This window comes from Mesorhizobium sp. B2-4-1, from assembly GCF_006442185.1.
Classification (GTDB): domain Bacteria; phylum Pseudomonadota; class Alphaproteobacteria; order Rhizobiales; family Rhizobiaceae; genus Mesorhizobium.
Window position 1 is genome coordinate 18,127 of the sequence record NZ_VFVN01000010.1, and the last position, 25,840, is coordinate 43,966.

Below are 25,840 nucleotides of genomic sequence, written 5' to 3' on the forward strand. Positions count from 1 at the left end.
TGGCACGCCCCACGGCGGCATGCGCATCCCCTGAAACCTATGGTGCTCGCAGGTTCGGCATCGCAGTTGGGGAATTGAATATTGCCAAGTGAAAGGTCGTGCCGATCTGCCGGGTCGGGGGTGCCGAGGGTGCCACATCTCTTAGATAGAGAGGTCGATCCAGGCGGCTGCAACCGCGGTCTGCTAGTGGCGTCCGTCAAGAACCATGCGAGGCATGGCCGGGCCTCGCCTTGATTCCCGAGCCCGCCTCGCCATTTTGTACCTGCGTCGTGCCCTGACTTCATCCTCCGCTTGCTTGCGCGATATCTCCACCGTACCGAGCAGCATCTTTTCTGGCATGCGATTGTCGTTTGAATTTCGAGTGGCCGCCATATTGGTTCTCCGTTGTGGAAGCGGAAGTGTTCCCTGCGGCGCGGGATCGATGCCTCGGGAGCACTAGTTGACCACCGACGAACAAGATCGGGAAACAGAGCCGCGACGTGGCTGGTGGCGGCAGATCCAGGGCGGGCATATCATAGTTAAATGACGGCGCAGGAGCAGGATGCGATGGGGGTGCTCAGCGGCTCCCCTTAAGCTGCTGAACAAACGCATCGGCTTGCGGAGGACCACAGCATGCGCATGCATCATCCAGCAGACATCGCCATTTATCCAACCGATCTCGAACTGCTGCAGCGGGTTCTTATCCAGTATTGTTCAGAGAGACGGTGCAGTTTGGATTCCGCCATGGCCAACGACGCAGCATGTGAGCTGATGGCGCTGTTTCAGGCCGGCATCGAGGACGAAGGCGAACTCGAACGCATCATTTCCCGTCATGACATGCCGCTTCGGATGGTGGGGTAGGTGCCCTCCTGCCCGTGTAGTGGGCATGCTGTAGGGTCCAGGCCGCACCGCGCGGCTAGCAGGCTTATCCCACCCGCCCCCGCAACAAGGGCGCCGGCCACCTTGGCTCGGCACCGGGTGCGAGCAAATTGTTTGCTAAGAACAGCCATACATCGAGCCTCGGTACCGGGTAGCCTCAATCCATAGTGCGAGGGCAATAGCTGGCGACCGCCCCTTAACTTCCAAATCGCGACCTCGATAGCCGCCAGCCGCGATCCATACTGTCTTTGAACGCTGGTAGATTGTAACGCCCCGTGCGCTCGCCCAAGCGCACAGGTCTGCAAAGTCTCGCTTCATGATTTCCCCACACGCAGCAATCGGAACGCTATAAACTGCGAAGGTGGAGGTATGTTCCACGATGCTAAAAAAGCCCGCCACCTTTCGGCGGCGGGCAATCAGCGGGAACACAGCACTGAATGGGAACAGTGCGAGGGTCCAACATCGCCAGCTCGAAATCGTTCCATGCTTCGGCAGGGATCATATAGCGGTTGCTTGACGAACTTGCCGACGTTCGCCGGAAGTCAAGGATGCCGCTGCGCTCCGCGCGCTTTCCTAGCGGATGAAAGCATAACCGCTAGGCTGCTATGCCAATGACGAGCCCCTTGCGCCGCAGATCGTCGATCTCTGCTTCATGTCTTGGCCGACGCGTTCATTTGCCCTGGCGTTGCCTATTCCACGCCTTGCTCCGACTCAACGCCGATTGCGTCGCCGTCACATAGACCGCACCATGATCCCAATTGTTCGTCTTGTGGGGAGCTTTGACGATGGCCTCTCGGTTATCCCTGTCTTTGTCCTTGCGGGCGCAGGTCTCGGTATATCGGGCGTGAACAGGTGTGAGGCCTGTCGCGTCCGCCAGATCCACTTGGGTAATCGGGAATTCAAAATTCTCGTCAACAATGTCGCCGAAAGCCCGCATGCGCACGAAAATTTCATATATCAGAAATCCAATGCGCGAAAAGGCGTCGCGCCTTCCCTCATCGATAATGCGTTCGCGCAACAGCCCTTCGTCCTGAAGCGTGTTCCACCAGAAGGCGAGCGCGATACTAGGGCGGTCGAGAAGCAGTTCCTTCATGCGGGTGCCTGAGATCGGCAAGGCCGGCGTTAAGGGGCACGCAGTGACGAAGCAGGACCTGAAGTTCAGCCAGCGAGATTCGCCGAACAACTTTTCGCGACGAGAGAGGGGGCTGGCAACCCTCCACGGCGGCAGTGCCTACTTGCGGATGATCCAGTTTATCAAGGCGGGTTCGATCTGTTTGCGGTCGGTAAATTCCACGATCAGGCTTGTAGCCAGATCGCGCCATTTGTCTTCCGGCACTTTGGTTTCCAAAACCAGTTTTTTGAACACTTCGCGCAGAATGTCGCAATCAAATGCGGAGATGTCGCTCGGTGCCTTTGCCGCCTGCCCGATAAATTCGGAGCACGATCCCGGCTGGCGATCTTTCTGCTGCTCATGAAGGCGCTTCAAGAGTTGGCGCGAGGCTTCGACGGCCTTCCGGGAAAAGCTCAGGCTCCGGTGAAGTTCGTCAATCTCCAGTCCGGTACGCCGAACACTCAACCGCGCAGCCTCGACCAGCATTCGAGTGGTATCTGTTTGCGTGGCCATCATCGCCATTCCTCCCCAGCGATGTTTGTCCAGTCTAGGCACATTTGATGGGTCACTTCAATGCCGACGCCGGCGGAATTCTTGGGTGCCGGCCTGTAGGATCTTGAGGACCAGCCGTTCTTCGTCAGCCATGTCGCTTGGCAGTCAGCCATTCAGAGCGGGGCCGATTGTATGGACGGGCAGCATGATCACCATCGAGCCTGTCGTTTGGGCTACAACGGCTTGCCGAAAACAAGGAACACTCACCAAAACCGCTGCGAACACAAATCATGTACCAGGCTGCCGGCCAAGCCACCATATTAGTACCCGCCACATGAAGCGGGTACTCAATCGACCGGCGATGAAGGGACTGGTGATCGGCGGTCGCCTTACTAATGTGACCTCGCCTGCGTTGTTTCACGCTTCAGACCTTTGCGCTTCGGAATCAGACTTTGGTAGGGTTTGGGCGGTCCGATTCAAACCACCTGGCAAGGCGCGCCAGATGTCGACCCCAGGCGGTCACGAGCGATGCCACAGCTATCGCGATTCTGGCGACCTAAAGGCGCCAATCCCCACAAGTTTCCGACGACAAGGCTATCACGTTACGAAAATCCCCGTTCAGCCCGAACCCGAACGGGGCGTGCATATTTGCTGCCACGCCAACCTGGCAATGGATTTGAATGGCAAGCCAAACCATACCGAGGACGGTCAGCGTGCGCGAGACGCCGTCCTGAATTCATGCAAGCCAGAGAAGTGGTCAGCGTCGTGAAGCGGCCGGCCTAGCGTACGTCTCCGAAAGCGGGCCTCGGCTTTACGTGTTCGCCAGACGAATGGCGGCGACCGATAGCGGCGGCAGCGCAATTTTGAGGACCAAGCTACCGGCCTCGCTCTTGCTCGCGACCGGCTCGCTGCGAAGCTCCGAAAGATGTTTGAGTCTATCCACGGTCGGCGCGTCGAGATATTCGGGTTTGCCCATTTCTTCCCAGCGGCGCTTGGCGTTGGCGTGCTCGGCGTCGATGCGTTGCACGCAAGCCGTGGTCGCAGTCGACGCGGCTTTCAGCGTGAACAACACCTCCTCGGTCTTGATCGGATGGCGCGGCAGGGCGAAATTCGTCAGTATCAGCGTAGACGCGCCGTCGCCGCGGACGAACCAGGCGTCGACCGTCTCGTGAGCGCCCTCGACCGGCAGCATCTCGGTGCCAGCGCCATGCAGCAATTGAAAGGCACGATAGGCCGGCTTGGCGATGCCGTGGATGTTCAACAGTCCGAACCCGCCCTGGAAGGGCAGCGAGGGAAAATAATTCTCCTCGAAAATATCGGAGAAAGTCCAGTAGCTGTATCCCTCAACCAGTCCGTTCGCTTCCAGAACGGTCTTGACGATGAACGCGGCGGCATAAGGGTCGTCATGCAAGGGATCGCGCGGGTTCGAGGAGGTGCACCATTCGGTATAATAGAGGGGCACGTCGCCCGCTTGCTTGCGCGCGCCTCGCGCCTCGTCGCGCAGGGCGCTGCGTTTGCTGGCGGCGAGCTGCGCTTCGGTGTCGTCGCCTGGTTGGCCGAAATCGTCCGTCGGGTAATGGTGCGTGCTGACGAAATCGGCGGGCAGGTCGCCGGTCCGGCAGAAATTCAGGAAATCCTCGATCCACGCGTTATCGGCCGTCGCCGGACCGCCGACCCGCAACAGCTTATCGACGCCTTTGATGGCTTCGGCGGTATAGCGATAAAGCTCGAAATAGTCGCTTTGCTTGCCGCTGCCGAAGGCGGTCAGGTTCGGCTCGTTCCAGACCTCGAAGAACCATTGGCGCACCTCGTCCAGGCCGTAGCGGCCCACCCAGTGGCTCACCAGTTTGCGGATTAGCACCGCCCATTGCGCGTAGTCCTTCGGCGGCGTGACATTGGCGCGGTAGTGAAAGGCGGTCTTGTCGCCGGACGCCAGGGCGACGGGCATGAAGCTCAATTCGACGAACGGCCTCATACCGATCGAGCGCAGATAATCGAAGATGAGATCGGCGTTGAAGAACGAATAGAACAATGTGTTGCCCTCGCCGATCAGCGTGCCCATCTCGTCGCACAATATGCCGTGGAAGCGGACATAGCGCATGCCGAGCTCATCATGCGTCCGCTTCAGTTGCGCCTGCCAGTCTGCGCGCAGGCCGAGCGTGGCGTGCCCACTGCCGATCGTGTGTTCCCAGAAATGCGGCAGTTCCGTCGCCAGTCCGTTCAGGTCACATGAAAATGTCGCCGTCATGTAAGCCGCTCCTATCCGCCACACGACGCGCGTTGGCGATGATTGTCAGTGTGGGATTGACCACCGCGATCGAGGGAAGAAGCTCGCATCGCCGACCGCCGTCCATTCCGATCAGCCGTTGGTCGAAAAGCCAGGAAAGAGCGTCATGCCGCCATCGACGAAAAGCGTGGTACCGACAACGTAGTCGGAATCGTCGGACGCCAGCCAGACGGCTGCCCGCGCGATGTCTTCCGGCAGGCCGATCCGCCCATACGGAATCAGCGTCAGCAGGCCCTTGAGCGCTCCGGGCGTATCCCAGGCGGAGGTATTGATGGGCGTGCGTATCGCACCGGGCGCGATGGCGTTGACGCGGATGCGTCTGGGGGCCAGCTCCTGCGCCATGCTTTCCATGAGCAGCTTGATGCCGCCCTTGGAGGTGGCGTAGTTCGCATGGCCTGCCCACGGGATTTCCTGGTGCACCGAACTCATGCAGATGATCTTGCCGGCCGCGCACGAGACGGACGGCACCACGCCGCGCCGCAGGAACTCGCGTGTCGCAGCCTGGGCGCAAAGGAACTGGCCGGTCAGATTGACGCCGAGAACGTTAGTCCAGGTCGCCAAAGGCATGTCAGCAAACGCCGAGTCGCGTTGCAGGCCGGCATTGGCGACAAGGATGTCGATGGTGCCGAACTCGCGCATCGTGCGCTCGAACATGTCTCGAACCTGGTCTTCCATCGAGACATCGGCCATGTGGGCGATCGCCTTGCTGCCGGCCCGATGGATCTGGTCCACGACGGCGTTCGCGGCGTTCTCGTTTTCGACATAGTTCACCACCACGTCGGCGCCCGCCCGGCCAAGCGCAACGGCAACGCTCTCGCCGATGCCTGAATTAGCCCCCGTTACGATGGCTTTCTGCCGCGCCAGAGGCTTGTGATCGGACATGGAGAACTCATTCGAAAAGAAGCTCGCCTGGAACTAAAATTATCGCCACTGCCAGGTCAGCCGGCTCCCATGAAACGCAACCGCGGACCAAAAGGTCCGGCTGGCGCCATTACAATGCGGTAACGCGCAGGAACATGAATGTGATCGCGGCTTGCGAACCAATCCAACGCTCCAATGTAAGACTGAGTCGGGAGCGCGCCGATCGCGCACTTCAGCCGGAGCCCGAAGAAAGCATCCGACGCCCGCTATCCTCGCCACGTTCCCTGTGCGCTGCCTGTTGGGCGTGTTGTTTCTGTCTTTCAGCGCGCCGGACACGGTGCTGAAGTTCAAGCGGGCGATCGATCAGACGGCGAAACTTGTCTTGGCATCGACCATTCGGCGACCGCCGTTTCCAGCAGCGCCGGGAGCGTCACGCTCTACGAGAACCTCGGCCTGTCGTGCCAGCCCGTTCCTTCAGCCTGGGCGCCACCCCGTTTGCTCGGTGTGAACCGTCCTTCTCATCCTCAACCCTCCTGTAGCTCCCGCAAAGCTCTCCGTCTTTTCGATCCAGCGAAGACCGCTCGGACCCAAAGCCGCCTCGTGAGGCAATCTTCCTGGCCGCACAACCGCGTCTTGTGGTATGAACAAGAACATCATCGGTTTCCAATCTGACAGTCGGACAAAGGGAGTTGAATGATGTCCATCAAAAGCAAAGTTTCTCGCCGCCGGTTCCTCGGCGGCAGCGCCGTCGCCTTGGCGGCCGGCACGTTGGGGATACCGTTCGTGCGAACGGCACGCGCGCAGGTGGCGACCTTCAAGGCCGGTGTCATCACCTCGCTGTCGGGCGAGAACATACTCGGTGGCAACCTGACCAAGCGCGGTTACGATCTCTGGGCAGAGGCCATAAACGCCAAGGGCGGCGTCGAGGTCGCCGGCCAGCGTTTCAAGGTCGACATGTTCTACGGTGACGACCAGAGCAACCCGGCGACGGGAGCCGATGCCGCCGAGCGCCTGATCGTGCAGAACGAGGTTGATGTGCTGTTCGGCCCCTACACCAGCGGCTCGACCATCGCCGTGCAGCCGATCTGCCAGAAGTACCAGGTGCCAATGATTTCCGGCTCCGCGGAATCGCCAAACGTCTGGAAGGCCAAGCCGGAATTCAACTTCGGCATCATCCCGGCCGTCGACACCACCGCAGGCAAGTCGCTGGCCGTACTGGCGAAACTGTCCAACCCAGCGGCCAAGACGATTGCAGTGATTGGTGTCAACGAGCCCTTCTCGAAGGAAACCGGCGAAGGTTTTCGCGACGGGGCCAAGGAAGCCGGACTGGAACTCGTCGCCTACGAATTGGTACCGGCCTCGGGCGACCTGACCCCGGTCATCTCCAAGATCGCAGCGCTCAACCCCGACATCGTCGCCGTCGGCGGCCATGAGGAGCCGCTGATCAACGTCGTCAAGACCTCGAAGTCGCTCAACTTCCGGCCCAAGGCGCTGATAATGCACTATGGCGTCACCGACCCGGCCTTTGCCCAGGCGCTTGCCGCTGACGCCGACGGCACCTGCGGCGTCTCCGTGTGGCTGCCATCGGTGCCGTACAAGGACGACGTCTTCGGCACCGCAAGGCAGTTTGCCGAGATGGCGCAAAAGAAGTCTGGACACGAGCCCGACTATACCGAAGCGGCCTGCGCGGCCAGCGGACTCGTTTTCGGCGATGCCGTCAAGCGGCTTGGCAAGAAGCCGGCGCTCACGCCCGAAGACAGGGTGGCTCTGAAGGACGCGATAGCCGCCACCGACATCCAGACCTTCTATGGGCCGATCAAGTTCGAGAAGGAAGGCAACCACTACCACGACAACGTCCAGCCGGTGCCGGTGCTGATCCAGATTCAGGGTGGCAAGACCGTGGCGGTGGGGCCGAAGGAAGCCGCGGCAGCAGACCTCACCTACCCGCTGCCGGCCTGGAAATAGGCGGTTTTGGACAGGGTGTGGGCGGCCTCGTCGCCATCACTCTGCCAGGCGGAACCACGGTTGCGCGTGCGCGGAAAATGACGGACCATGCCGTTGAGCGCGCTCGCCTCGCCATGGCATTCCCGCTCTTTCGCTTGCCTACTGAGGGACGGTTTGCACCTTGGATCTTTTCCTACAGACCTTGCTGAACGGCCTTCTGATCGGCGGCGTCATCGCCACCTTTACGATCGGATTCCAGCTCGCTTTCGGCGTGCTGCACGTCATCGATTTCGCCGTGGGCGGCTGGGTCGTACTGGGTGGCTATCTCGGCTACTACATGGCCGCTGGACTGGGCGTCGACGGATTCCTTGCGATCCCGGTCGCCTTCGTGCTGTTCGGCGCCATCGGCTATCTGATCGGGCCGATCCTCTACAATGTCCGCAACAGCCGCACGGCGCGGCCGGAATTGATGGCGCTGGCGCTGACCTTCGGATTGTTCACGCTGCTGCGCGGCGGCATGCTGACCGCGTGGGGCTTCAATACCCACAGCGTTCCGACGGCCTTGAGCGGCGAGAGCCTCGCCGTCGGCCCGTTGACGGTGCCGCTGATCCGCGTGGCGGCGGCGGTGTTCGCGGTCGCCATCGCCAGCGGACTGTTCATATTCCTCTACCGCACCCGCTATGGATTGGCGATCCGAGCGACGGCCGAAAACCGGCAGAACGCGGCGCTGATGGGCGTCGACATCCGCCGCCTAAGCGCCAATGTTTACGGACTCTATGCAGGCATCACTGCCATGGCCGGTGTGTTGATGGGTGCAATTTTTTCAGTCAATCCGGAGGTCGGCCTGCGCTATACGCTGTTCGCATTCTTCGTGGCTGTGCTTGCCGGCTTAGGCTCCGTCGGCGGTGCCCTTGTCGCCGCGCTGCTGCTCGGCGTCATCGAAGCCTTCGTTGCGACCTATGTCGGGTCGAGCTATTCACTGTTGGCGATATTCGCCACGCTGTTCCTCGTCCTGCTCGTATCCCCGCGCGGGATCCTGCGGCACGGCTTGTGAGACCGGACATGAACCCACGCTGGGCCGGCGTCCTCCTGCTGATCGCGGTGATCGGCGTGTTGGCGCTGCTGCCGATGCTGGTCAACAACTATTGGCTGCGTATCGCCACCGGCGCACTGATGTGGGCGGGGCTGGCCTGCTCTTGGAACATACTTGGCGGCTATGCCGGCTACATCAATTTCGGCCATTCGGCCTTTTTCGGGCTCGGCGCCTACGTCACCGCGCTGCTGATGGGCGACAAGCTCGCCTGGCCCTTCTTCGCCACCGTCCCCGCCGGTATGGTTGTGACAGCGCTGTTTGCCATCATAATCGGAGCGCCGACGCTCCGCCTGCGTGGCGCTTATTTCGCCATAGCCACCTGGGCCTTCGCCGAGGTGCTTATCCAGTTCGCCTCGGTGATGGACTTCACCGGCGGCATCGGCGGAATTGGACTGCCGCCGTTTCTCGATGAGCGCTTCTTCTACTTCGCCATGTTCGCCGCAGCGGCGCTGACCTACCTAATCACCTGGGCGCTGTTCGAGCGCTCACGTTTTGGGCTGAAGGTCAAGGCGCTGCGCGACCACGAACTGGCGGCCGAGGCAATGGGCATCAACACTTCGCTGGTCAAGCTGCAGACCTTTGTGCTCAGCGCCGTCACCGCCTCCGTGTTCGGCGCGATCTTCGCCTACTGGGTCACCTTTATCAATCCGAAGAGCGTCTTCGGCGGCGACATCACCGACCAGATGGTGGTCATGGTGCTGCTGGGCGGGCTGGGCAGCCTGTGGGGGCCGGCACTGGGCGGCGTGGGGCTGTTCGTCGTCAACCGGCTGATCTGGATGTATTGGGGCGACACCGCCTTCTATATCGCCATATTGGGCGCGGCCATCGTGCTGGTGGTGCTGTTCATGCCGAACGGCATCGCCGGCCTGTTTTCGACGCGCGCCGCCAACTCCGGCGCCGTGCTGGACAAGGCGGTCGGCAAGCTGATCGGCGGTGACCAGGGAGGGCCCAAGTGAGCGTGGCCGACAGCAGAACGGCTGCCGGCGACCCTATCCTCGTCGTGCGCGAACTCTACCGCCATTTCGGCGGCATCAAAGCCGTCAACGGTGTCTCCGTGGATGTCGCTCGGCACGAGATCGCCGGCCTGATCGGGCCTAACGGGTCGGGCAAGTCGACACTGTTCAGCCTGGTATCGGGCGCGGTCACCCCTGATCGCGGCCAGATCCGCTTCGACGGTCACGAGATCGGCGGCCGAAAGACTCACGTTATCGCGCGGCTGGGGCTTGTCCGCACCTTCCAGATTCCGGCCATGTTCGACAATATGACCGTCATAGAAAACCTACTGGCAGCAGCGGCCGAGGGCCATTGGCAGGGCGCGCGTGAACGGGCGGCCGAAACACTGGCGCTGCTGAAGCTGGACCATGTCGCCGACAATCGCGCCTCCGACGTTTCGGGCGGCCAGCAGAAACTGCTGGAGTTCGGGCGCGTCATCATGCGCCAGGCCTCGCTCATTCTGCTCGACGAGGTGACGGCGGGCGTGCATCCAAATATCCGGAATATTATCGTTGAGGCCATCGCGCGGCTGCGCAAGCGCGGCGTCACCTTCCTGATCATCGAGCACGACATGGAGATGGTGCGCAATGTGTGCGACCGCATCATCGTGATGGACGCAGGCCGTGTCGTGGCTAGCGGCTCGTTCGACGACATTGTTCGCGACTCGGAAGTCATGCAGACCTATCTGGGGCGGCCGCAATGAGCGCCACGCTCACGGCAGAAAACATCGTCACCGGCTATGGCAAGCAGGAGATCGTCCACGGTGTCTCGCTTAATGCGGAGGCTGGCAAGATCACCTGCATCTTCGGACCGAACGGGTGTGGCAAGTCGACCTTGCTCAAGGCCATTGCCGGCGCGCTGCCGGTGTGGAGCGGCAGGGCGAGCCTGGGCGATACAACGCTCTCCAACCTTGCCGTTCATGAGATAGTGCGCGAAGGGCTCGTGCTGATGCCCCAGGGCGGCGGCGTGTTCCCACGCCTGACGGTGATGGAAAATTTGCGTATGGGTGGCTACGCCATCGCGGACCGCCGGTTAGTCGAGCAGCGCATCGAGGCGCTGATCGAGCAATATCCCTCTTTGGCGCGGCGGCGGCGCACCGCGGCCGGTTCGCTTTCAGGCGGCGAGCAGGCAATGCTTGCGCTGGCGCGAGCGCTGGTCTCGCAACCGCGCTTCATTCTGCTCGACGAGCCTTCCGCTGGACTATCGCCGGCCATGGTCATTGAGACGCTCGAACGCGTTACCACCCTCACCTCGGGTGGCATCGGCATCGTGATGGTGGAGCAGAATATCCGCGAGGCCATGCCCATTGCAGACAAACTTTACATCTTGGCGGCCGGCGAAAGGCGCTTCGAGGGAAGGCCTCAGGACGTGCGCGACGACCGGCAGATCATGGACATCTATATGGGCGGAGCGTGAGATTTGCAGTTCTGCTCTTGCGGTCGGGGATTGCTATTTCCTGACCTGCCACTGCACTGTGATCCAGTGGCGATTAGAGCCTTTGGCCCTTTCTGTTACCCCTCGCGGAACCGGTTGCTCAATCCGCGCCACACCCGCTGAAGAAGCGGCCAATCGAATGAGATGGAGAAGCAGGAGCCGTAGCGCGCCGAACTGATCGATCAGATGCCCGCAGACCAGCAAAAAAAGATGATGGTTATGGACGTTGCCGGATATCCAACTGATCTGCCACTGGATGACTGCGGTGGGACTGCAATCCGATCGTCAGCTTCCAGGCAAGGAGTTGCTGAGCAGCCATTCACCTCCCGTTGATTGCCGACGTAGTTGACCGGGCTGTTTGCGGGGCCTCAATCCTATGAGGGCGCCGTTTGCGCCATGTCGTCAGCTCCGGCTATTGGCGACGGAGCCTACCGCGACTTCACATAATCGAGACTAGCTTGGAATAGTTTGGCGGCAGGCTCGGTATATGCAGCATCGAGGTGAAGTTTGTCCGCTCTTGCCGTTTTGGGAAATTTCCGGGTGCTCAAGCACGTCGTCTCAGGCGCCAGAGTGCGGGAGATGGGTGAGGACGATAGAGGATCGGCGCCCACGTGCTCGCGCCCGAAAGTGCTGCCAATCGGACCCTGCATCCCCCTGCCCTGTTTCCTGAACTGGATCGATCTTGCCGGGGAGCATTGTCCTGCCGATGATCGCTCGAATTCCGGCCACTGTCGGCCCACGGCTGCGGAAATCACCCTGAAACGAAGAGCGTATCTCAAAAGGAGGAAACTATGACAACCGATCGAACACTGTCGCAACGCTTCGACGAATACCAACCTTCCAAGACACTTTGGTTTTGGTCGCTAGTGGGTGCTGCTGTATTGACGATGATCGTCGGCTTCACCGCCGGTGGCTGGACGACGGCAGGGACGGCATCGGAAATGGCGAATACATCCGCCATCAAGGCCAAGGCTGAACTGGCGGCCAATCTTTGTGTGGAAAAATTCATCACTGCGTCCAACGCGAGCGACAACCTGGCCAAGCTGAAGGATACGTCTTCCTACCAGAGAGACAGCTTCATCAGCGATGGAGGGTGGGTCAAACCGGCCGGCATGAAGAAGGATGTGCCAGGCGCCGCAGATCTATGTGCGGACAAATTGGCAGCGATGGACACAATCCCGGCGAACAGCGTAGCTCAGGACAACACCAAGAGCTGATTGCCGATCTTGGACTTTCGCCAGGCAGCGCTATGTCGCGCGACCGTCGCAATGGAGGCGCGACCATGTATGAAGCGTGGCTTCAAGGGCCGGTGCCGGTGGCCACCAGCATATCTGGGGAGACAGCAGCTTTCCAATCAGGCAGGCACCAACGGTGAAACCAGTTCGGCGCAACCAGGAACCGAATTGATCCCAGCATTCCGATCCCCGATCGCAGTTTGGGCAAGATCTCACAGACGCAAGATCTCACAGACGAATGCAGGACCAGCTCGCCACAGCGCGGCCGAAGGATCGTTATGCGTGTTGAAAAGGGGAATTTCAGCCAGCCCACGCCGAACCTGATTTCAGGTCCATCGACAATCCAGATCGAGGCCACGGGCTTGAGGACGTTGATCGGCTCGTAGAAGTCCAGACTGTGCCGGCCTTGACGTGCCTGTGCGGCATGGCTTGCCTCAGCCAGGGATGATGAACTACTCCGGGATGTCCGAGGGAAAGCGCAGGCTTTTGCGCATCGCCAGCCATTCTCGAAGCGCAAGGCGAATGACCTCCAACCGATCGAGGCTCATCTCGGCGGCGACTTCCGAAATTGCCGTTTCAGTGCGCACATCAAAGGCTATCGTCGAAGCACGTAGCATGGCCGCGGCCTGAAGATCGGTGTGCCGCCTGGCCGTATCCTTCTTCCCAGCAGTCAAGGCCCTTCTCGCGATCATCCGTTGGCGTTTTGGCTGTTTTCCGCGCCGCCGTAGTCCCGGAGCGCAACAATCCAATTGTCTCTTATCGTCACCAGAACGAGGCGAGATCCGTGCGGGTAGTACCTGGGCAGAGCCGCTGCTTGATGCGCCAGGAGGGTCCCGTTCAGCCCACACCGTTCACCGCCGAGCAGCCAGTTCTGGCGCTCGCTGTCTCGCAGAACGGCGATGTACTCTCCGTCACCGGGATACCCTATGAGACCAATTTCCTCGTACTCTTCCAATCTGCGCATGGTGATCGTCACGATATCAAGAATAGGACCCTGGGATGGAACTCATTGCGCCAAGATGCAAACGGCCCGACACCACCCCAGCCTGGTGCCGGGCCGTCAGGAAGTGCCCGCGCGGTCGCACTTCCTTGGACATCAGCCTGTGTCATCAAAGTGGTCGGTTAGGAGGGTCTCGTTTGCGCAAGCAACCAGCGGAATCGTGGAACCCTGTTGCCTAGCTTGCGACAACCACAGTGAACGGTTTTCCTGCGACAGCCCTTTCATTGCAGAGCGCGCGGCGGAAGTGATCTCGAAACCTCCGCAAGACGCACATTGGAATTCGATCTTGCGAAGAGTGACGTCGGCCTCGAGCGCCGTGCCGGTGCAGACAGGGCACGTGGCGGGAAAATACCGCCTTTCGAATGACAGGACGTTCATTGCTCTGTCTTTGCTATCGGCGCGCTGGCCGTCGCCGACCGATCAAAGCAAGTCCAACCTGTACCTTTCCAACTGATCACGAACGGTACGGAGTTCCATAGACCAATTGCTGAGCGCATATGTTTCCCTCTGCCATTGCCAACCTTTTAGCCCCTGATCTTCGCAGAGACGTTTCTTCGCGTTGCCACTTCGATTTGCTTTGCTTCCACCTCAAGCCGGTCCGGCGCGGCCGAGCCCATCAGGGCGTAGGCTGTGCCTCCCGATTGCCAATAGACTGTCGGGACGCGACCGTCGGTCGCTGTGGTCGGCGAAACGGCGTCCTCGCCGTTCATCGGAGCCGCGACAAGTGTGATCCGACCGACGCTTGGTGTGTCGGCCGTCACGACCAGGCTTTGCTGTCCGTTCCAAGGCTGTACTTGGACATCCTTCACAACCCATACCGATGGAAGGGTCGGCATGCTGACGTTGACGGCGCCAACCAGTCGCTCGATCTTGTCCTGCTTCGGCTCGGTGCCCGTCTCCGGACCTGCATTCAGTTGTGCCACCCGCAAGGCATCTCGGGCGGCCAGGATGAAGGTCTCATCGGCTGTCTTGCCTCCCTGGCGAAGCGGCACGGTCAGCGAGTTGGCCGACCACCCGATCGCAACCAGCGCGACGGCCGCGACTTGAAGTCTGAGCAATGTGAACATCTTCCTGCGGCGAAACGCCCTCTCCAGCTGCCTGGCTTTCTTCAGGCTCACGCTGGGCGGAAACAACCGCCGGGGTTGGGACTTGCGCAACGCTTCCATGCGCTGCGCGTGGGCAAAAACCTCTGCCGCCTGTTCCGGATCGCGGGCAAGCCTGGCTTCCAGCTCGGATCTCTGCGACGGCGACAGCTCGCCATCCAGCAAGCGGCCGATATCCTCTTGCGAAACACGATTATCGGGCCACATAACGCCCTCCCACGACCTTCAAATGAGGGGAAGCTCCATCGTCCAAATTTTCCATGTTGTGCTTCAAGGCAGCGCGAGCTCGGCTAAGCCGGGACATCACGGTTCCTGGCGGCACTCCAAGCAGTTCGGCCGCTTCGGAGTAGGTAAAGCCCAGCACTCCAACCAGATGGAGTATTTCGGCCTGATCGGCCGGCATTCGCGCGAGCGCCCTTCCGACTTTGGAGAGCTCGGCGCAATGTTCTTGCGATGGCGGCCACGCAGTGTCGGACATGTCCGCGATGGACGCCAAGCGTCGTCGGTCGGCATTGGCCTGGCTAGCGCCGGTCAAAAAAGTGTTCCGAACGATCCGTATCAGCCAGGGAAGCAGCGGTCTGGAGGTGTCATAGCCGCCCGCCATCGACAGCGCACGGGCGAGGGCCTCCTGCACCAGATCGTCGGCGTCGGAATCGTTGCCTGTGAGCACCCGGCCGTAGCGCCAAAGATCCTCCAGATGCGGTATGACGTCGATCGTCGTTTTCATCCCGTCTCATACTGCGTTAGCCCGAGCGCCATTTCCAACTCGGACTCATCGTCTGCCGGCCGAAAACCCGAGGATCGGCCCAGCGGTCAGGGACAGGGACAGGCAACCGCTGGGCCGATGGGAGCGTGCTCCTCCCGCCTGCAAGCTGCGAGAGGCAAGCCACCCTCCAGCACTCGCTACCGCTCCCTGTATCATCGTGACGATCGGTTTACGCGCCACGCATTTCCGTTCACGCTCGTTCTTGGGCCATCTACTGAGCTGTGCCCGATATTATTCCATTCCAATCGATCTTTTTGCCGCCCTTTGCGAAGCACCGTGGAATAAGATCCCTTGTTCGTCGGTATCTTCGGGTACTCGTCTAACCGCGTGTCCCTTACGAGGATGGTCATGCAACTTGGCGAGTTCACAGCAAACACCTTCGCCGCAGTCTTGGCGCTATGCGCTCTGTGTTTCTGGTAGCGGGAAGACCGCTCTTCCCGAGGCGTCAGGCGCGAATGGTTATCATTCTGCCTGCCGACTCGGATACCACAGCCGCAAGCCATTGCCGTGGGCGAGACGGGCTGCGGAAGCTGGGAGTATCGCTGCGAAGCTTCCGGCGCTCCAACTTCGGAAAGAGTGCGTTGTTCGCGTCAAAGAAAAAGACCGACAAGGCCCCGAAGCGCAAAAACTGGGCAGGCGGTAAGTTCCGCGAGTTGGCTAACGGCCAAGCGGCTGCTTCGAGAGCAAAACCAACTCCGCCTCGTCGACCACACCTGCCATGTAATTCGCGATAATTCGGGAGGCAATGAACTCGCGCTCATCCGGCGATGGGTTGCCTAGCTTAAGGTTGTCGAAAACCCGCCCAAGCAGTGCCAACTCAGATGCGTCGAAAATACCGGCCTCCGCCGCCTTTTGTTGAATTGGCATGATTTTCTCCCGGGAATCCAACACCGAAAACATGCAGCAAGACCTCCGGCCGTGCAAGACCTTCAAGGGCAGCGATCCTGGCCGAGATCACAATGGCCAGCGCTGGTTTTTCAGGAAACGGGCTTCGCGCCCAAAGAACTCCAGTCGGTACCAATGAGCTTGACCGCGCGGTTCTCGTTCCGGGATGCCGACCTCTCAAGCCAGCCGCCGAGCAAGCAACTGCATGCCCTCGTCATCTTCGGGTCCGCCGCCGTGCTCTCTCATCGGAACCTCCTTTAGTCTCCGGACTTGCCGGAAGCGGCTTCGTTTCGCTGGGTGACTGAAGAGCCCGCCGGCGGGAGCCAGCGGGGGCCCCTCGATGGACTGCGAGTTCCTGCATCGAGGGCCACATGGCGCCATGCAGGAAGAGCTCGGCATCCTGGTTGCCTTCAGCAGGTAGAGCTATGCCTTAAAGGGACGAGGCGGCCTCAGAGTTCCGCGTCGTTCGATGGCCGAAGGGGAAGAGGAAGCAAACAAAGAGCACTCCTCCGCGGCCAGGGCTATGATCATCCCATCGATTCTCTCAACCGTTTCTCTGCTCACTTGATCATGCCCATGAAGGCACTGACGCGCACGCTTCAGGTGTCGGCGTGCGGCCCGCGCTTCCGTCTTCCATCCCTGTCAGGCAGAGCCCAAAAAAAGGGATTTATTCCTCGTCTAGTCATTTCACTCTTGACAGTTTTGTTCCATTTTTGTTCACTGTCCACGACATTAGGAGGCGTTCAGGTGGATTGCGTTGTGTCACTCGACAGCCGGCAAGAGGCTGCCCTTCAAGCCACCGTCGACAGGTTCGTTGCCGTACACAAGGGCGACGTTGATGAAGGCCCTCAAGGAAATGATCGTTCTCAACGGTTACCTTCAGGACCGCCTTGACGCGCGCTCGGCACCCCGCAGAGCAACCCGTTAGGAAAATACTGCAATGGCCACGATGCACCTGGACGCCGAAACCAAAGCCGAACTACACGCGGAGGCGGAGAAGCTCATCGCCCGCTACGAAACGCCCCTTGAGACCGTAAAGGCGCTCATGGCTTACAACTGCGAGCTTGAGACACAGATCCTCGCCCTCGCTCACAGGCATCCGGGGCTCGTGGCGATCAGCTTCGATCCTACGCCGCCTGTGCTGGGGTGAGACAGACAACCCTCAATGCATGACCTTATCGCTTTCATTGAGAGTAACTCTGCGCTGGTAGCGGCCAACCCGGCAGCCTTTGCCACGTTTGCCGTGCTGTTTGGAGGCGGCGGCTTCGCTGTTGGACGGTATTTGCTGACTGAGCGTATCGCCAATCTGGAAAGCCGAATTGCCAGACGCGACGAGGAAATAGCGGACCTTAAGTCAAAGCACACAGCGCCAGAGCAAGGCGGCCTATCGGTGCCTCTATTCGAGATGACCGAGGTTCTGCCCCCTCCACCGCTCAACGTCCACCGGCTCTTGCTCCAGCCCAAAGAGGACCCCCATCTCAGATAACCTGATGCCGCAACATAAAGCCCCGAAGCTAATCGTCGTCACCGCCTTTGGCCGCGATGAGACTGGCGACCTCCGGCCTGTCTTCGGACCAGCCGACTGGAGATCGGGCGATATGGACCGCAAGGACTTGGCGGGGAACCATGCCGGCGTCATTGCGAGGTCGCGTGAAGCCAACCCGGTACTGCGCGAATACGGGAGCCGACGACGCTGTTTGTGGGTGGCGACGTGCCAGACATGGAGTAAGCTATAGTCTCAACCGCTGGCAAGCAGCTTGCCTCCCTCCTCAGCAGCGGCAATGAACGCCTGGCGGACATCCTCAGGTGTCATGTCGCCAGCCAAACAGGACAGGCAGGCGCGTACCGCAAGGTCCCATTTGGGGCCGCGATCGTTCCACCCCATGAGCTCCCGAGCTGCACCCTCGACGTTGTTGCAGCTATACGTCATGCCAGGCTTGCCAGTCCTGATAGAGACCGGGGGATTGAACCAATGGAGGCTCATAAAGGCTCTCTGAGGTCGAACAGGACGAACTGGCCGCGAAACTTGGCTTCGTTCATGATGATCTCGACCAATTCACCGTCGGTCTCTTGTACTCTTGGCATGAATGGCTCCGACGGCGCGCCTCTGCGCCGGGCAAAGATCGCCTAGAAATAGCCGAGGATGGATTTGACCTCCAGATATTCCAGCATGCCCTCGATCCCATATTCGCGTCCGTTTCCGGACTGCTTGAAACCGCCAAACGGCGCGTGCGGATCCCAGGCCGGGTAGTTGAGATGCACCTGACCGGAGCGAATGCGCGATGCGACGTCTCTGACGGCGTCCATATCATTGCCCTGCACATGGGCTCCCAGACCATAGACCGTGTCATTGGCAATGCTGACGGCCTCATCAACTGTGTCGTAGGGGATGATGCAGAGAACTGGACCGAAAACCTCTTCCTGTGCAATGCGCATGTTAGTGCGCACGGCCGAAAAGATCGTCGGCTTCACATAGAGGCCGACGTTCAGATCGTGTGCACGACCAGGTCCGCCGATGACGACCTTGGCGCCTTCCGATATGCCGACGCCGATCATGGTTTGGATGCGGTCGAATTGGGCACGATTGGCGATCGCACCGTGAGTGGTGGCTTCGCAAAGAGGATCGCCAATGACGATCTGGGCCGCGACCCTCTTGGCGATTGCCTCAATCTCGGTGAGCAGCGGACGTGGCACGATCATGCGTGTCGGAGCGCTGCATGACTGGCCGAGATTGCGGAAGGCGGCGGCTACGCCCAGGGAAACGGCGCGGTCGAGATCGGCGTCCGGCAGGATCACGTTGGGCGACTTGCCGCCGAGCTCCTGCGCGACACGCTTGACCGTCGGCGCTGCCGCCTGGGCCACCGCAATGCCCGCGCGGGTGGACCCGGTAATGGAGATCATGTCGACATCGGGATGGGAGGCGAGACAAGCACCTACGCCCGGACCATCACCCTGCACGAGGTTGAAAACGCCGGCAGGGAAGCCGGCTTCCTCGATCGCCTCGGCGAACAGCAGAGCGTCCAGGGGAGAAAGCTCGCTCGGCTTCAACACGACCGTGCAGCCTGCCGCGAGCGCGGGCGAAACCTTGGCGGTGATCTGGTAAAGGGGCCAATTCCATGGCGTGATCAAGGCGCAGACACCGATCGGTTCGTGGGTGACGGCGGTTTGGCCCCGCTGCTTGACGAAGGGAAAGGCTGTCACCACATCGCGAGCGACCTTGATATGCGCGATCGCCAGCGGCACCTGGGCGGTGCGCGCATATCCAATCGCCGCGCCCATTTCGAGGGTGAGGCATTGCGCAAGCAGTTCACTGCGCGCCTCGACCAGCGCCTGCAGGCGGTCGAGCAGACCGGCACGATATTCCGGTGTGGTCCGGCTCCAGGCGGCGAATGCCCGGCGGGCCGTTGCAACGGCCGCATCCACGTCCAAGCTGTTTCCGAGCGGAAACCGAGCCACAACCTCTTCGGTGGAGGGGTTCACCACCAAGCCCTTGGCGGTGCCGCGTGGCTCGGCCCATCGACCGTCGATGAAGAACTTGTCCAGGTGGCCGTTGCGCGACAGATGTTCGAGGGGCGGGATCACGCGACAAGATCCTTAATACGGGAATAGGCACCCAGAACCGGCAGGAACCAGGGGCGCCCGAAATAGCCGGGTATCGCTGGCCATTCGAAATCCTTCCAGAGGTTCAGGTCGGGGCGCCCATCCATGACATCAGTCATGGTGCTGCCTATCAGCGTCGACTTATCCAACCAGTAAGAGGCAAATTTCATTTTCTTGACCGCCAGTGCTGATTAGAGTGGGCTCGTCCGAGGCGTGTGTTCGCGCGTCTACCAGCCGCGCATCCGCTCCCAACGCGTTTCAATCTTGGGGCTGTCCCCGTTGACGACGCTGTAGAAGTCATGCTGGGCAGCCATCGCGCACGCATGGTTGGGCAGGATCCGGACCCGAGACCCGAGCGGCAGTTCGGGCATGGATTTCCCGGAACCGGCACGAATGGAGAGGATACCGTGTTCCTGGCTGGCCTGGGCCACAATCACATCTTCAAGCACGCGCCCCTTTTCGTCGCAGACCACGCCGTAACCCTGGTCGATCTGCTGGTTTGCGGTTCCCCGGTCGCGCGATAGCGCCATCCACCCAGCGTCAACCAGCACCCATCCATTTTCCGGCTTGGAGCCGATAACGGTGGCTAAAACGGAAATTGCGAGATCGTCGCGGTCGCAGACGCCAACCCCATGCTGGACGAGATCGAAGAACATGTAGACGCCGGCGCGCAGCTCCGTGACACCCTCCAGGTTCTGGGCGAAATGCGCTGTCGGCGTCGAGCCGACGCTGACGACCGGACAGGCGTGGCCATAAGCGCGCAGGATTTCAGCGGCGCGCACGGCGGCTGAACGCTCGTTCTCCGCTGCCTTGACCAGCGCATTGGGTGTGTTCAAGCCGTAGGATTCGCCCGCGTGAGCGAGAACGCCGACGAGCTTGGCACCGGCAGCGACAACCCTGTTGGCCACGTCGAGCAATCTTGGGTCGTCCTGCCTCAAGCCACCGCGATGGTAGTCGCAGTCCAGTTCGATGAGGACCGAGGGCGTCATGCCGGTGGCTTCGCGCACTCGGGCCAGGGCGTCGGCCTGGTCCACGCAATCGAGAAGCAGCTTCACATCGGCGCCGGTACGGCGACAAAGCTCCATGGCGCGCCTTGCCGAAGCCGGCGAGATGCCGACGGCATAGGTGATGTCGCGAAAGCCGTGGTCCGCGAAATACGCCGCCTCGGCGACGGTCGAGACCGTGATGGGACCGGGTCCCTGTGGAAACACGTCGCAAGCGACGTCGATGCTCTTGGCCGTCTTCATGTGCGGACGCAGCACCACGCCGAGCTTCTTGGCGCGTTCAGCGAGGCGTTGAATGTTGCGTCCGAGCCGTCCGCGGTCCAGCAGCAGGGTCGGCGTCACAAGGGCGTCGATACTCTTCGCCGTCGCGCTCCCTGATAGATTTGCCGCCCTATTGTCCATGACCTTGTTTCCTAAATGAACGACTGGTTTGCCAATGCGTACATGTGGGCCAGCCCGTCAGAAACGGGTCGTTGCCCTTTGACCATAGCGGTGGCACTGCCGGTCCGCTTGAGGCCGAGGCTCTCAAGCCAGTCGCCCAATCCATCCTCGGCATAGACGTCGATGCGAACGAATTGATCGCGAAGCTTCGAAAGCTGGGCCAGGATCAGAAGCCGCGCGTCCTCCACGCTTTCGGCCGCACAGGGGCCGACAACATAGCCGCGCCCGAACTTCCTGGCGATGGCGTAGCCGGCAACCCGCCCCGCGCGCTCGATAACGACGACCTTGCCCGCATCGGCGAGCGCAGCCACCATCGCCGTCCGGGGCATGCCGGTGGCCCGTTCGTCGAAGGCCTGGATTGCCGCGAGGTCTAAGACCGTCGCCTGACGGATGTCAGGGGTCGTCTGCGTCACGGCAACAGTCAGCGGGCCCTGGTGCTGAAGTACAGTGCCCCAGGCAGTGAAGCCACGCCGTTTATAGAGCGCGAGCCCCTCTTCGGTCGAATTGAGCAGCACGTGGCGCCCCTGTGTAGCCGCAAGCAATCCATCAAAGAGCCGGGAGCCGTTGCCGCCGCCTTGCGCGGAGCCGGTGACGATGATCATTCCGGCGGAAGCATAGGTCGGTCCGTAGCTCCAGGACATGGCCGTGCCGATCACGTGTCCTCCCCGCTCCAGGACCAGACCATTTCCAACCATTGCGGCAAATTCCCAATCCTCCAGGCGATAGGGCCAGCCCATCTCCTGCGACAGCTTCAGCGCGCCCGGCAAATGGCGGGGCTCCAATTTCATCAGCTCCATCTGGTTGCTGACGATGTCTGTGCCATGCTCAATTGCCATAAGTGCAACGCTGTCATTCGATCCAGGATTGAAGTCGCACCTTAGAGTGGCGTCCGGCGGACAGATTTCGCTGCTGTTTTGCGCTTTCAATTCAGCGGGATTGTTCGTTTTAAGCAGTTCCTCGGCATCCCAAATTGCGCAAATCAGGCGAGGACTATCGGGCACCTAGAATCGCTCCGCCTGGTTGCCCTGCGATCGGCTGAGGTCCGCATCGTTCGCCGTGGGGTGCGATTTCAGCCTCGGTAACGCCGTAGCTGCAACCAGCGATAAACGACTGACGCACATGGGGAACTTTGGATGATCTACATCAGCGAGGAGGAATCGGCCGCCCTTGTCACGCATGAGCTTGCTTTCGAGGCGGCGCGGGAGGCTTTCGTGGCAGCAGCGTCGCGGCGGAGCTGGATCTTTCCCGCTGTTCTCGGGCGCACACAGGAGGCAACCAATACCTTCTCAATCAAATCCGGTTCGTCGGATGACCTAACCGGGGTGAAAATTGGCTCCTTCTGGTCGGGCAACCCGGCACGTGGCCTTCCCCGCCACAACTCCACAATCGTGCTGCTCGATCAGCATTCAGGTCGGCTCCGCGCCGTTATCGAGGCTGGGAAGGTCAACGCCTACAGGACGGCCGCAGCCGACGCGGTTGCTGCCGATTTCCTTGCGCGCAAGCAAGCCAAGGTCCTGGCGATATTCGGCGCCGGCAATCAGGCGGGCTTCGAAGTGATGGCGCTGGCACGCATCCGCCCAATCGAAACCGTGCTGGTCGTCGCCCGGCCTTCACCACGGCGCGACGCTCTTCTCGATCAGATCGCGAGAAGGGGCCTGGACGCGCGCGCTGCCTTGCCCGAAGAAGCCGTCCGCGCAGCCGACATCGTGGTCACAGTGACACCCTCACGCGAAGCCCTGTTCGATTCCGCTTGGGTGGGACCCGGAACCCATATCGTCAGCATGGGGTCGGATGCTCCGGGCAAGTGCGAATTGCCGAGAGAACTATTTCCCAGAGCACGTCTCTTTTGTGATCTGCTTTCCCAGTCCGTCCAGATCGGCGAGTTCCAACACGTGCTCGACGAGATCGATGCCGGCGTGCATGCGATAACACCAATCGGCGACGTCATTGAAAGGCGTGCCCCCGGACGCCGCTTCGACTATGAAATCACTGTCTTCGACAGTTCCGGTATCTCTCTCCAGGATCTCTACATGGCCAACGCGCTGATCCGCGCGAAAGCGTCCCACCACTGACCGCCTTCACACCGGCAGATCCCAGCCGACGAATTTTTCCGCTGCACTGGAAAAGACCTTTACAGCCGAGCCGTGGTTCATGGCGCCGCATGGAGCTCAAGACTCCGGTCCACCGCCAACGACCGAATGGCAACCAAGTCCCAGATTCGATAGCCTGAGTGAGAAACCAGCGTCATCGTCGCCATCAGAATTCTGCCATGGACGTTCGTGCCGTAGATCGCCCCCTTGAGGCTAGTCCCAACCAATGGCCGCGTGTGGAGATGTAGTGCATGTGATGGTCTTCGTTGCAGACGCGATCATTCAGCCGGGCCGCAGCGCCGCATGGTCAATGGGCCGCCAGCTTTAGCCGTCAGCGTTGGGCCCGCCACCAGGCGATCTTGTCCTGCAGGCCATAGCGGCGCTTGTTGGTGCGCGTCAGGCCTGACTTCCCACTGATCTTCAGATAGCGGCGATGTCCAGCTTCGAGCCGTCGACCAGACGCGACAGGCGGAACGGTGTAGGATCGACGCAAGGCGTGTCGTTTACGACCAGCTCTGCGGCCAGATAGCCAAGCCCCGGGCCCAAACCGAAGCCGTGGCCCGAGCAGCCCGCCGCGAGGACGAGACCTTTCACCGCGTCCACCTGCGACACCACAGGCACTGCGTCCGGCGTGCAATCGACGAAGCCGCCCCAGGCACTATCGATCTCTATGTCGCCGAGTTGGGGGAAGGTCTTCCGGACACTCTCCACCACTTGGCTTACCAGCCATTTTAAGGGTGGAGGATCCAGCACCCGATTCTGTTCGAAGATCCGATCGTCGCTGGTCAGCAGCGCCGGCATTGAATCCGGCCCCGAAAGGAACGATTGGCCGATGCCGAGCCTGACGTTCTTTAGGCGACGCAAGAATTGCGGCATGAATTCCCGGCTATACCGGATAGCTTGGGGCGTGATTTCGAGGTTCGCCTTGCCGCTGATCGCAAGCGTATAGCTGCCGTCCAGTCGGCGCGTGATCGTGCAGTAGGGTGTGGAGACCGCCTCGCCTATGTTGATTGTCGGGGTGGAACGCAGCGCGGTCTGCCGGATGCTTGCTTGGGGGAAACTGATCCCGAGCGGCCTAAGGAAGCGCGAGGACCAGGCGCCAGCGGCGCACAGCACCGCGCCGGTTCTGATGTAGCCCTTCTCCGTGTGCACGCCCGCAATCTTGCCATTGGCCAAGTCGAGCGCCCGCGCGGCGCATTCCTGGTGGATGGTGGCGCCCAGAGCTCTGGCCCCTTCGGCGATAGCCGGCGCGGCGAGCGCAGGTTCTGCCTTACCATCCCGGTCTGAATAGGTCCCGCCGACCCATTTGTCGCGTGCTTCGGGGACGCGCTCGGCCACCTCCGCCCGGCTCAGCATGCGGGTGTCGACCTCGTACTCCCTGGCGACCTCGCGCCACCTTTCCCAGCCGGCGAGCACAGCCTCGTCGTGAGTCGCATAGACGAGACCGCAGCGTCGAAATCCAAGGTCCCGATTGATATCGCGCGTCAGCTCGTCCCACAGTCGCATGGAGATCACCGAGAGCGGCAGTTCGCGCCGATCGCGGTTCTGCTGACGGCACCAACCCCAGTTTCGGCTCGATTGTTCACAGGCGACGTGGCCCTTCTCTAGCAGAGCCACAGAGAGGCCACGCTTCGCCAGGAAATAGGCGGCCGTAGAGCCGAGGATGCCGCCGCCGACGATGACGACGTCGACTTCGGCCGGGAGACGCTCATCGCTGTGAATGCGCTCGACTCGGGGCGACATGTTCCAACCAACCTCGGCTGCCATGAATGCGGAAGCAAAGTTCCGATCAGCCCTTCATCGCATCGTGCGCTCGAAAGAATGTGCCGAAATCATCTAGGACTTCGCCAGATGTGCGGTTTCTTGATCCCTTGACCGATACGATCTGCTCAAGCCCGACCGAGTTCCAGTTCGGCGCAGGGCGGCGTAACCGCTTCGCGAGCCCGTTGGAACGCGCTTGAGGGTCTTGAGCCTGCGTGCGAAGTTGTAGTCGGCGAAGAAGTCCGAGGTGTTACCTGAGCTGATCGTGACTTCCCTAGTAGACGCGTTTGACCGTGGCGTCCTTAATCGTGCGGTACATCCTCTCGACCTGTCCATTGGTCCAATGCTTGGCCTTAGTCGTACGGTGCTCGATGTCGTTCGTGGCGCAGGCATATTCGAAGGCGTGCGCCCAGAAGCGTTCGCCGTTGGCGATAGCCTCATTGATCTGCGGCACGGCCGAGCCTCCGGCATTAGGTGTGGTGAACTGATTCCATCGTCGGTGAGCACTGTGTGGATCTTATGGGGAACGGCCGCGATCAGCCGGAGCAGGAACTCTCGGGAGACGACAGTGGTGGCCTTCTCATGCAATTCCATGAAGGCGCCCTTCGAGGTACGATAGATGGCGACGAACTTGTGCTGCTTGCCCTGATGCGGGATCGTCGGCTGCAACGCATAGAAGCAGTCATCCTGCGGCAGCAGCGTATAGCGTCAAAAGGCGACGATGACGGCCTCTTCATCGACCGTGAGCAGGGTCGACCGCGCCTCCTTCGGCCCAATCGGCAGATCGAGGACACAGATTCGACTCTGCAACTTCGCGACGGTCTTCTGGTTGATTCCATAGCGCTTCGCCAGCGCCCTCAAGCTCCGCGGTGCCTCCAGCCG

Annotated in this window: 24 protein-coding genes and 1 pseudogene; 10 read left to right on the forward strand and 15 right to left on the reverse strand. The window is 60.9% G+C overall.

The features are described from left to right. The first annotated feature begins 612 nt into the window (after nt 1–612). Nucleotides 613–840 (forward strand): hypothetical protein, encoded by a 228-nt coding sequence (locus FJ949_RS23080; RefSeq protein WP_140499490.1) that lies wholly within the window; start codon nt 613–615, stop codon nt 838–840. 688 nt (nt 841–1,528) lie between these two features. Here the strand turns inward: FJ949_RS23080 and FJ949_RS23085 are convergent. The 4 genes from FJ949_RS23085 to FJ949_RS23100 all read right to left on the reverse strand — a co-directional run bounded on the left by FJ949_RS23085 (nt 1,529) and on the right by FJ949_RS23100 (nt 5,630). Continuing rightward, nucleotides 1,529–1,951: a hypothetical protein gene (locus FJ949_RS23085; RefSeq protein ID WP_140499492.1), complete on the reverse strand. Its 423-nt coding sequence runs from the start codon at nt 1,949–1,951 to the stop codon at nt 1,529–1,531. 138 nt (nt 1,952–2,089) lie between these two features. After that, entirely contained in the window at nt 2,090–2,485 is a 396-nt protein-coding gene (locus FJ949_RS23090; protein WP_140499494.1) for a hypothetical protein, read from the reverse strand. A gap of 787 nt (nt 2,486–3,272) precedes the next feature. Beyond that, nucleotides 3,273–4,709, reverse strand: a complete 1,437-nt coding sequence (locus tag FJ949_RS23095; RefSeq protein ID WP_140499496.1) for a glycosyl hydrolase — start codon at nt 4,707–4,709, stop codon at nt 3,273–3,275. Between the two features lie 111 nt (nt 4,710–4,820). Beyond that, entirely contained in the window at nt 4,821–5,630 is an 810-nt protein-coding gene (locus FJ949_RS23100; protein ID WP_140499498.1) for an SDR family oxidoreductase, read from the reverse strand. 675 nt (nt 5,631–6,305) lie between these two features. On the opposite strand from FJ949_RS23100, the gene FJ949_RS23105 reads away from it, so the two are divergent. From FJ949_RS23105 to FJ949_RS23130, 6 genes are all read left to right on the forward strand, one after another. Further along, the gene (locus tag FJ949_RS23105) at nt 6,306–7,574 is read left to right on the forward strand and encodes an ABC transporter substrate-binding protein (protein WP_210239474.1); all 1,269 of its coding nucleotides are present in this window, start codon (nt 6,306–6,308) and stop codon (nt 7,572–7,574) included. 160 nt (nt 7,575–7,734) lie between these two features. Next, on the forward strand, nt 7,735–8,607 hold the full coding sequence (locus tag FJ949_RS23110; protein ID WP_140499499.1) for a branched-chain amino acid ABC transporter permease: 873 nt from the start codon (nt 7,735–7,737) through the stop codon (nt 8,605–8,607). A gap of 8 nt (nt 8,608–8,615) precedes the next feature. Then, complete coding sequence (locus FJ949_RS23115) at nt 8,616–9,602, forward strand: branched-chain amino acid ABC transporter permease (RefSeq protein WP_140499501.1); 987 nt, start codon at nt 8,616–8,618, stop codon at nt 9,600–9,602. Beyond that, nucleotides 9,599–10,342 carry an ABC transporter ATP-binding protein gene (locus FJ949_RS23120; RefSeq protein WP_140499503.1) on the forward strand — a complete coding sequence of 248 codons (744 nt, stop codon included), beginning with the start codon at nt 9,599–9,601 and terminating at the stop codon, nt 10,340–10,342. The genes FJ949_RS23115 and FJ949_RS23120 overlap by 4 nt, the downstream gene beginning before the upstream one ends. After that, nucleotides 10,339–11,055 (forward strand): ABC transporter ATP-binding protein, encoded by a 717-nt coding sequence (locus tag FJ949_RS23125; RefSeq protein WP_140499505.1) that lies wholly within the window; start codon nt 10,339–10,341, stop codon nt 11,053–11,055. The genes FJ949_RS23120 and FJ949_RS23125 overlap by 4 nt, the downstream gene beginning before the upstream one ends. 809 nt (nt 11,056–11,864) lie before the next feature. Next, entirely contained in the window at nt 11,865–12,290 is a 426-nt protein-coding gene (locus FJ949_RS23130; protein ID WP_140499507.1) for a hypothetical protein, read from the forward strand. A 706-nt stretch (nt 12,291–12,996) separates the two neighbouring features. Here the strand turns inward: FJ949_RS23130 and FJ949_RS30535 are convergent. The 4 genes from FJ949_RS30535 to FJ949_RS23150 form a co-directional block, all read right to left on the reverse strand. Then, nucleotides 12,997–13,284 carry a hypothetical protein gene (locus FJ949_RS30535; RefSeq protein ID WP_140736593.1) on the reverse strand — a complete coding sequence of 96 codons (288 nt, stop codon included), beginning with the start codon at nt 13,282–13,284 and terminating at the stop codon, nt 12,997–12,999. 548 nt (nt 13,285–13,832) lie between these two features. After that, on the reverse strand, nt 13,833–14,576 hold the full coding sequence (locus FJ949_RS23140) for a hypothetical protein (RefSeq protein WP_224646632.1): 744 nt from the start codon (nt 14,574–14,576) through the stop codon (nt 13,833–13,835). Between the two features lie 28 nt (nt 14,577–14,604). Continuing rightward, nucleotides 14,605–15,138: a sigma-70 family RNA polymerase sigma factor gene (locus tag FJ949_RS23145; protein WP_140499513.1), complete on the reverse strand. Its 534-nt coding sequence runs from the start codon at nt 15,136–15,138 to the stop codon at nt 14,605–14,607. Between the two features lie 696 nt (nt 15,139–15,834). Next, nucleotides 15,835–16,044 carry a hypothetical protein gene (locus FJ949_RS23150; protein WP_140499810.1) on the reverse strand — a complete coding sequence of 70 codons (210 nt, stop codon included), beginning with the start codon at nt 16,042–16,044 and terminating at the stop codon, nt 15,835–15,837. Nucleotides 16,045–17,002: 958 nt separating this feature from the next. On the opposite strand from FJ949_RS23150, the gene FJ949_RS23160 reads away from it, so the two are divergent. Both FJ949_RS23160 and FJ949_RS23165 read left to right on the forward strand, forming a co-directional pair. Next, entirely contained in the window at nt 17,003–17,212 is a 210-nt protein-coding gene (locus tag FJ949_RS23160; protein ID WP_140499515.1) for a hypothetical protein, read from the forward strand. A 15-nt stretch (nt 17,213–17,227) separates the two neighbouring features. Next, nucleotides 17,228–17,548, forward strand: coding sequence for a hypothetical protein (locus FJ949_RS23165; RefSeq protein ID WP_140499517.1), 321 nt, complete (start codon nt 17,228–17,230; stop codon nt 17,546–17,548). A 252-nt stretch (nt 17,549–17,800) separates the two neighbouring features. Here FJ949_RS23165 and FJ949_RS23175 read toward each other — a convergent pair whose 3' ends face one another. From FJ949_RS23175 to FJ949_RS23195, 5 genes are all read right to left on the reverse strand, one after another. Further along, a complete protein-coding gene (locus FJ949_RS23175; protein WP_140499519.1) occupies nt 17,801–18,046 on the reverse strand; it encodes a DUF982 domain-containing protein in 246 nt (81 codons plus the stop codon). A gap of 143 nt (nt 18,047–18,189) precedes the next feature. Next, nucleotides 18,190–19,644 carry an aldehyde dehydrogenase family protein gene (locus FJ949_RS23180; RefSeq protein WP_140499521.1) on the reverse strand — a complete coding sequence of 485 codons (1,455 nt, stop codon included), beginning with the start codon at nt 19,642–19,644 and terminating at the stop codon, nt 18,190–18,192. Then, nucleotides 19,641–19,832, reverse strand: coding sequence for a hypothetical protein (locus tag FJ949_RS23185; RefSeq protein WP_224646634.1), 192 nt, complete (start codon nt 19,830–19,832; stop codon nt 19,641–19,643). The genes FJ949_RS23180 and FJ949_RS23185 overlap by 4 nt, the downstream gene beginning before the upstream one ends. A 57-nt stretch (nt 19,833–19,889) precedes the next feature. Further along, on the reverse strand, nt 19,890–21,068 hold the full coding sequence (locus FJ949_RS23190) for an alanine racemase (protein WP_140499523.1): 1,179 nt from the start codon (nt 21,066–21,068) through the stop codon (nt 19,890–19,892). An 11-nt stretch (nt 21,069–21,079) separates the two neighbouring features. Continuing rightward, nucleotides 21,080–22,108 (reverse strand): GNAT family N-acetyltransferase, encoded by a 1,029-nt coding sequence (locus tag FJ949_RS23195; protein ID WP_224646636.1) that lies wholly within the window; start codon nt 22,106–22,108, stop codon nt 21,080–21,082. Between the two features lie 132 nt (nt 22,109–22,240). Here FJ949_RS23195 and FJ949_RS23200 point away from each other — a divergent pair, with 132 nt between their 5' ends. Further along, a complete protein-coding gene (locus FJ949_RS23200; protein WP_140499525.1) occupies nt 22,241–23,179 on the forward strand; it encodes an ornithine cyclodeaminase family protein in 939 nt (312 codons plus the stop codon). A 438-nt stretch (nt 23,180–23,617) separates the two neighbouring features. Here FJ949_RS23200 and FJ949_RS23205 read toward each other — a convergent pair whose 3' ends face one another. Together FJ949_RS23205 and FJ949_RS30820 are read right to left on the reverse strand one after the other, a co-directional pair. Beyond that, entirely contained in the window at nt 23,618–24,940 is a 1,323-nt protein-coding gene (locus FJ949_RS23205) for an FAD-binding oxidoreductase (RefSeq protein ID WP_140499813.1), read from the reverse strand. 271 nt (nt 24,941–25,211) lie between these two features. Further along, nucleotides 25,212–25,822: pseudogene (locus FJ949_RS30820) on the reverse strand (IS481 family transposase); the annotation flags it as partial. Between the last annotated feature and the right edge of the window lie 18 nt (nt 25,823–25,840).

What these genes read in the sequence shown, in the direction of transcription:
- FJ949_RS23150 (WP_140499810.1), bottom strand. Translation starts at nt 16,044, where the DNA reads ATGCCAATTCAACAAAAGGCGGCGGAGGCCGGTATTTTCGACGCATCT.
- FJ949_RS23145 (WP_140499513.1), bottom strand. Translation starts at nt 15,138, where the DNA reads ATGAAAACGACGATCGACGTCATACCGCATCTGGAGGATCTTTGGCGC.
- FJ949_RS23175 (WP_140499519.1), bottom strand. Translation starts at nt 18,046, where the DNA reads ATGAGCCTCCATTGGTTCAATCCCCCGGTCTCTATCAGGACTGGCAAG.
- FJ949_RS23125 (WP_140499505.1), top strand. Translation starts at nt 10,339, where the DNA reads ATGAGCGCCACGCTCACGGCAGAAAACATCGTCACCGGCTATGGCAAG.
- FJ949_RS23095 (WP_140499496.1), bottom strand. Translation starts at nt 4,709, where the DNA reads ATGACGGCGACATTTTCATGTGACCTGAACGGACTGGCGACGGAACTG.
- FJ949_RS23115 (WP_140499501.1), top strand. Translation starts at nt 8,616, where the DNA reads ATGAACCCACGCTGGGCCGGCGTCCTCCTGCTGATCGCGGTGATCGGC.
- FJ949_RS23090 (WP_140499494.1), bottom strand. Translation starts at nt 2,485, where the DNA reads ATGATGGCCACGCAAACAGATACCACTCGAATGCTGGTCGAGGCTGCG.
- FJ949_RS23160 (WP_140499515.1), top strand. Translation starts at nt 17,003, where the DNA reads ATGGCCACGATGCACCTGGACGCCGAAACCAAAGCCGAACTACACGCG.
- FJ949_RS23085 (WP_140499492.1), bottom strand. Translation starts at nt 1,951, where the DNA reads ATGAAGGAACTGCTTCTCGACCGCCCTAGTATCGCGCTCGCCTTCTGG.
- FJ949_RS23185 (WP_224646634.1), bottom strand. Translation starts at nt 19,832, where the DNA reads ATGAAATTTGCCTCTTACTGGTTGGATAAGTCGACGCTGATAGGCAGC.
- FJ949_RS23190 (WP_140499523.1), bottom strand. Translation starts at nt 21,068, where the DNA reads ATGGACAATAGGGCGGCAAATCTATCAGGGAGCGCGACGGCGAAGAGT.
- FJ949_RS23080 (WP_140499490.1), top strand. Translation starts at nt 613, where the DNA reads ATGCGCATGCATCATCCAGCAGACATCGCCATTTATCCAACCGATCTC.
- FJ949_RS23100 (WP_140499498.1), bottom strand. Translation starts at nt 5,630, where the DNA reads ATGTCCGATCACAAGCCTCTGGCGCGGCAGAAAGCCATCGTAACGGGG.
- FJ949_RS23105 (WP_210239474.1), top strand. Translation starts at nt 6,306, where the DNA reads ATGTCCATCAAAAGCAAAGTTTCTCGCCGCCGGTTCCTCGGCGGCAGC.
- FJ949_RS23130 (WP_140499507.1), top strand. Translation starts at nt 11,865, where the DNA reads ATGACAACCGATCGAACACTGTCGCAACGCTTCGACGAATACCAACCT.
- FJ949_RS23165 (WP_140499517.1), top strand. Translation starts at nt 17,228, where the DNA reads ATGCATGACCTTATCGCTTTCATTGAGAGTAACTCTGCGCTGGTAGCG.
- FJ949_RS23200 (WP_140499525.1), top strand. Translation starts at nt 22,241, where the DNA reads ATGATCTACATCAGCGAGGAGGAATCGGCCGCCCTTGTCACGCATGAG.
- FJ949_RS23205 (WP_140499813.1), bottom strand. Translation starts at nt 24,940, where the DNA reads ATGTCGCCCCGAGTCGAGCGCATTCACAGCGATGAGCGTCTCCCGGCC.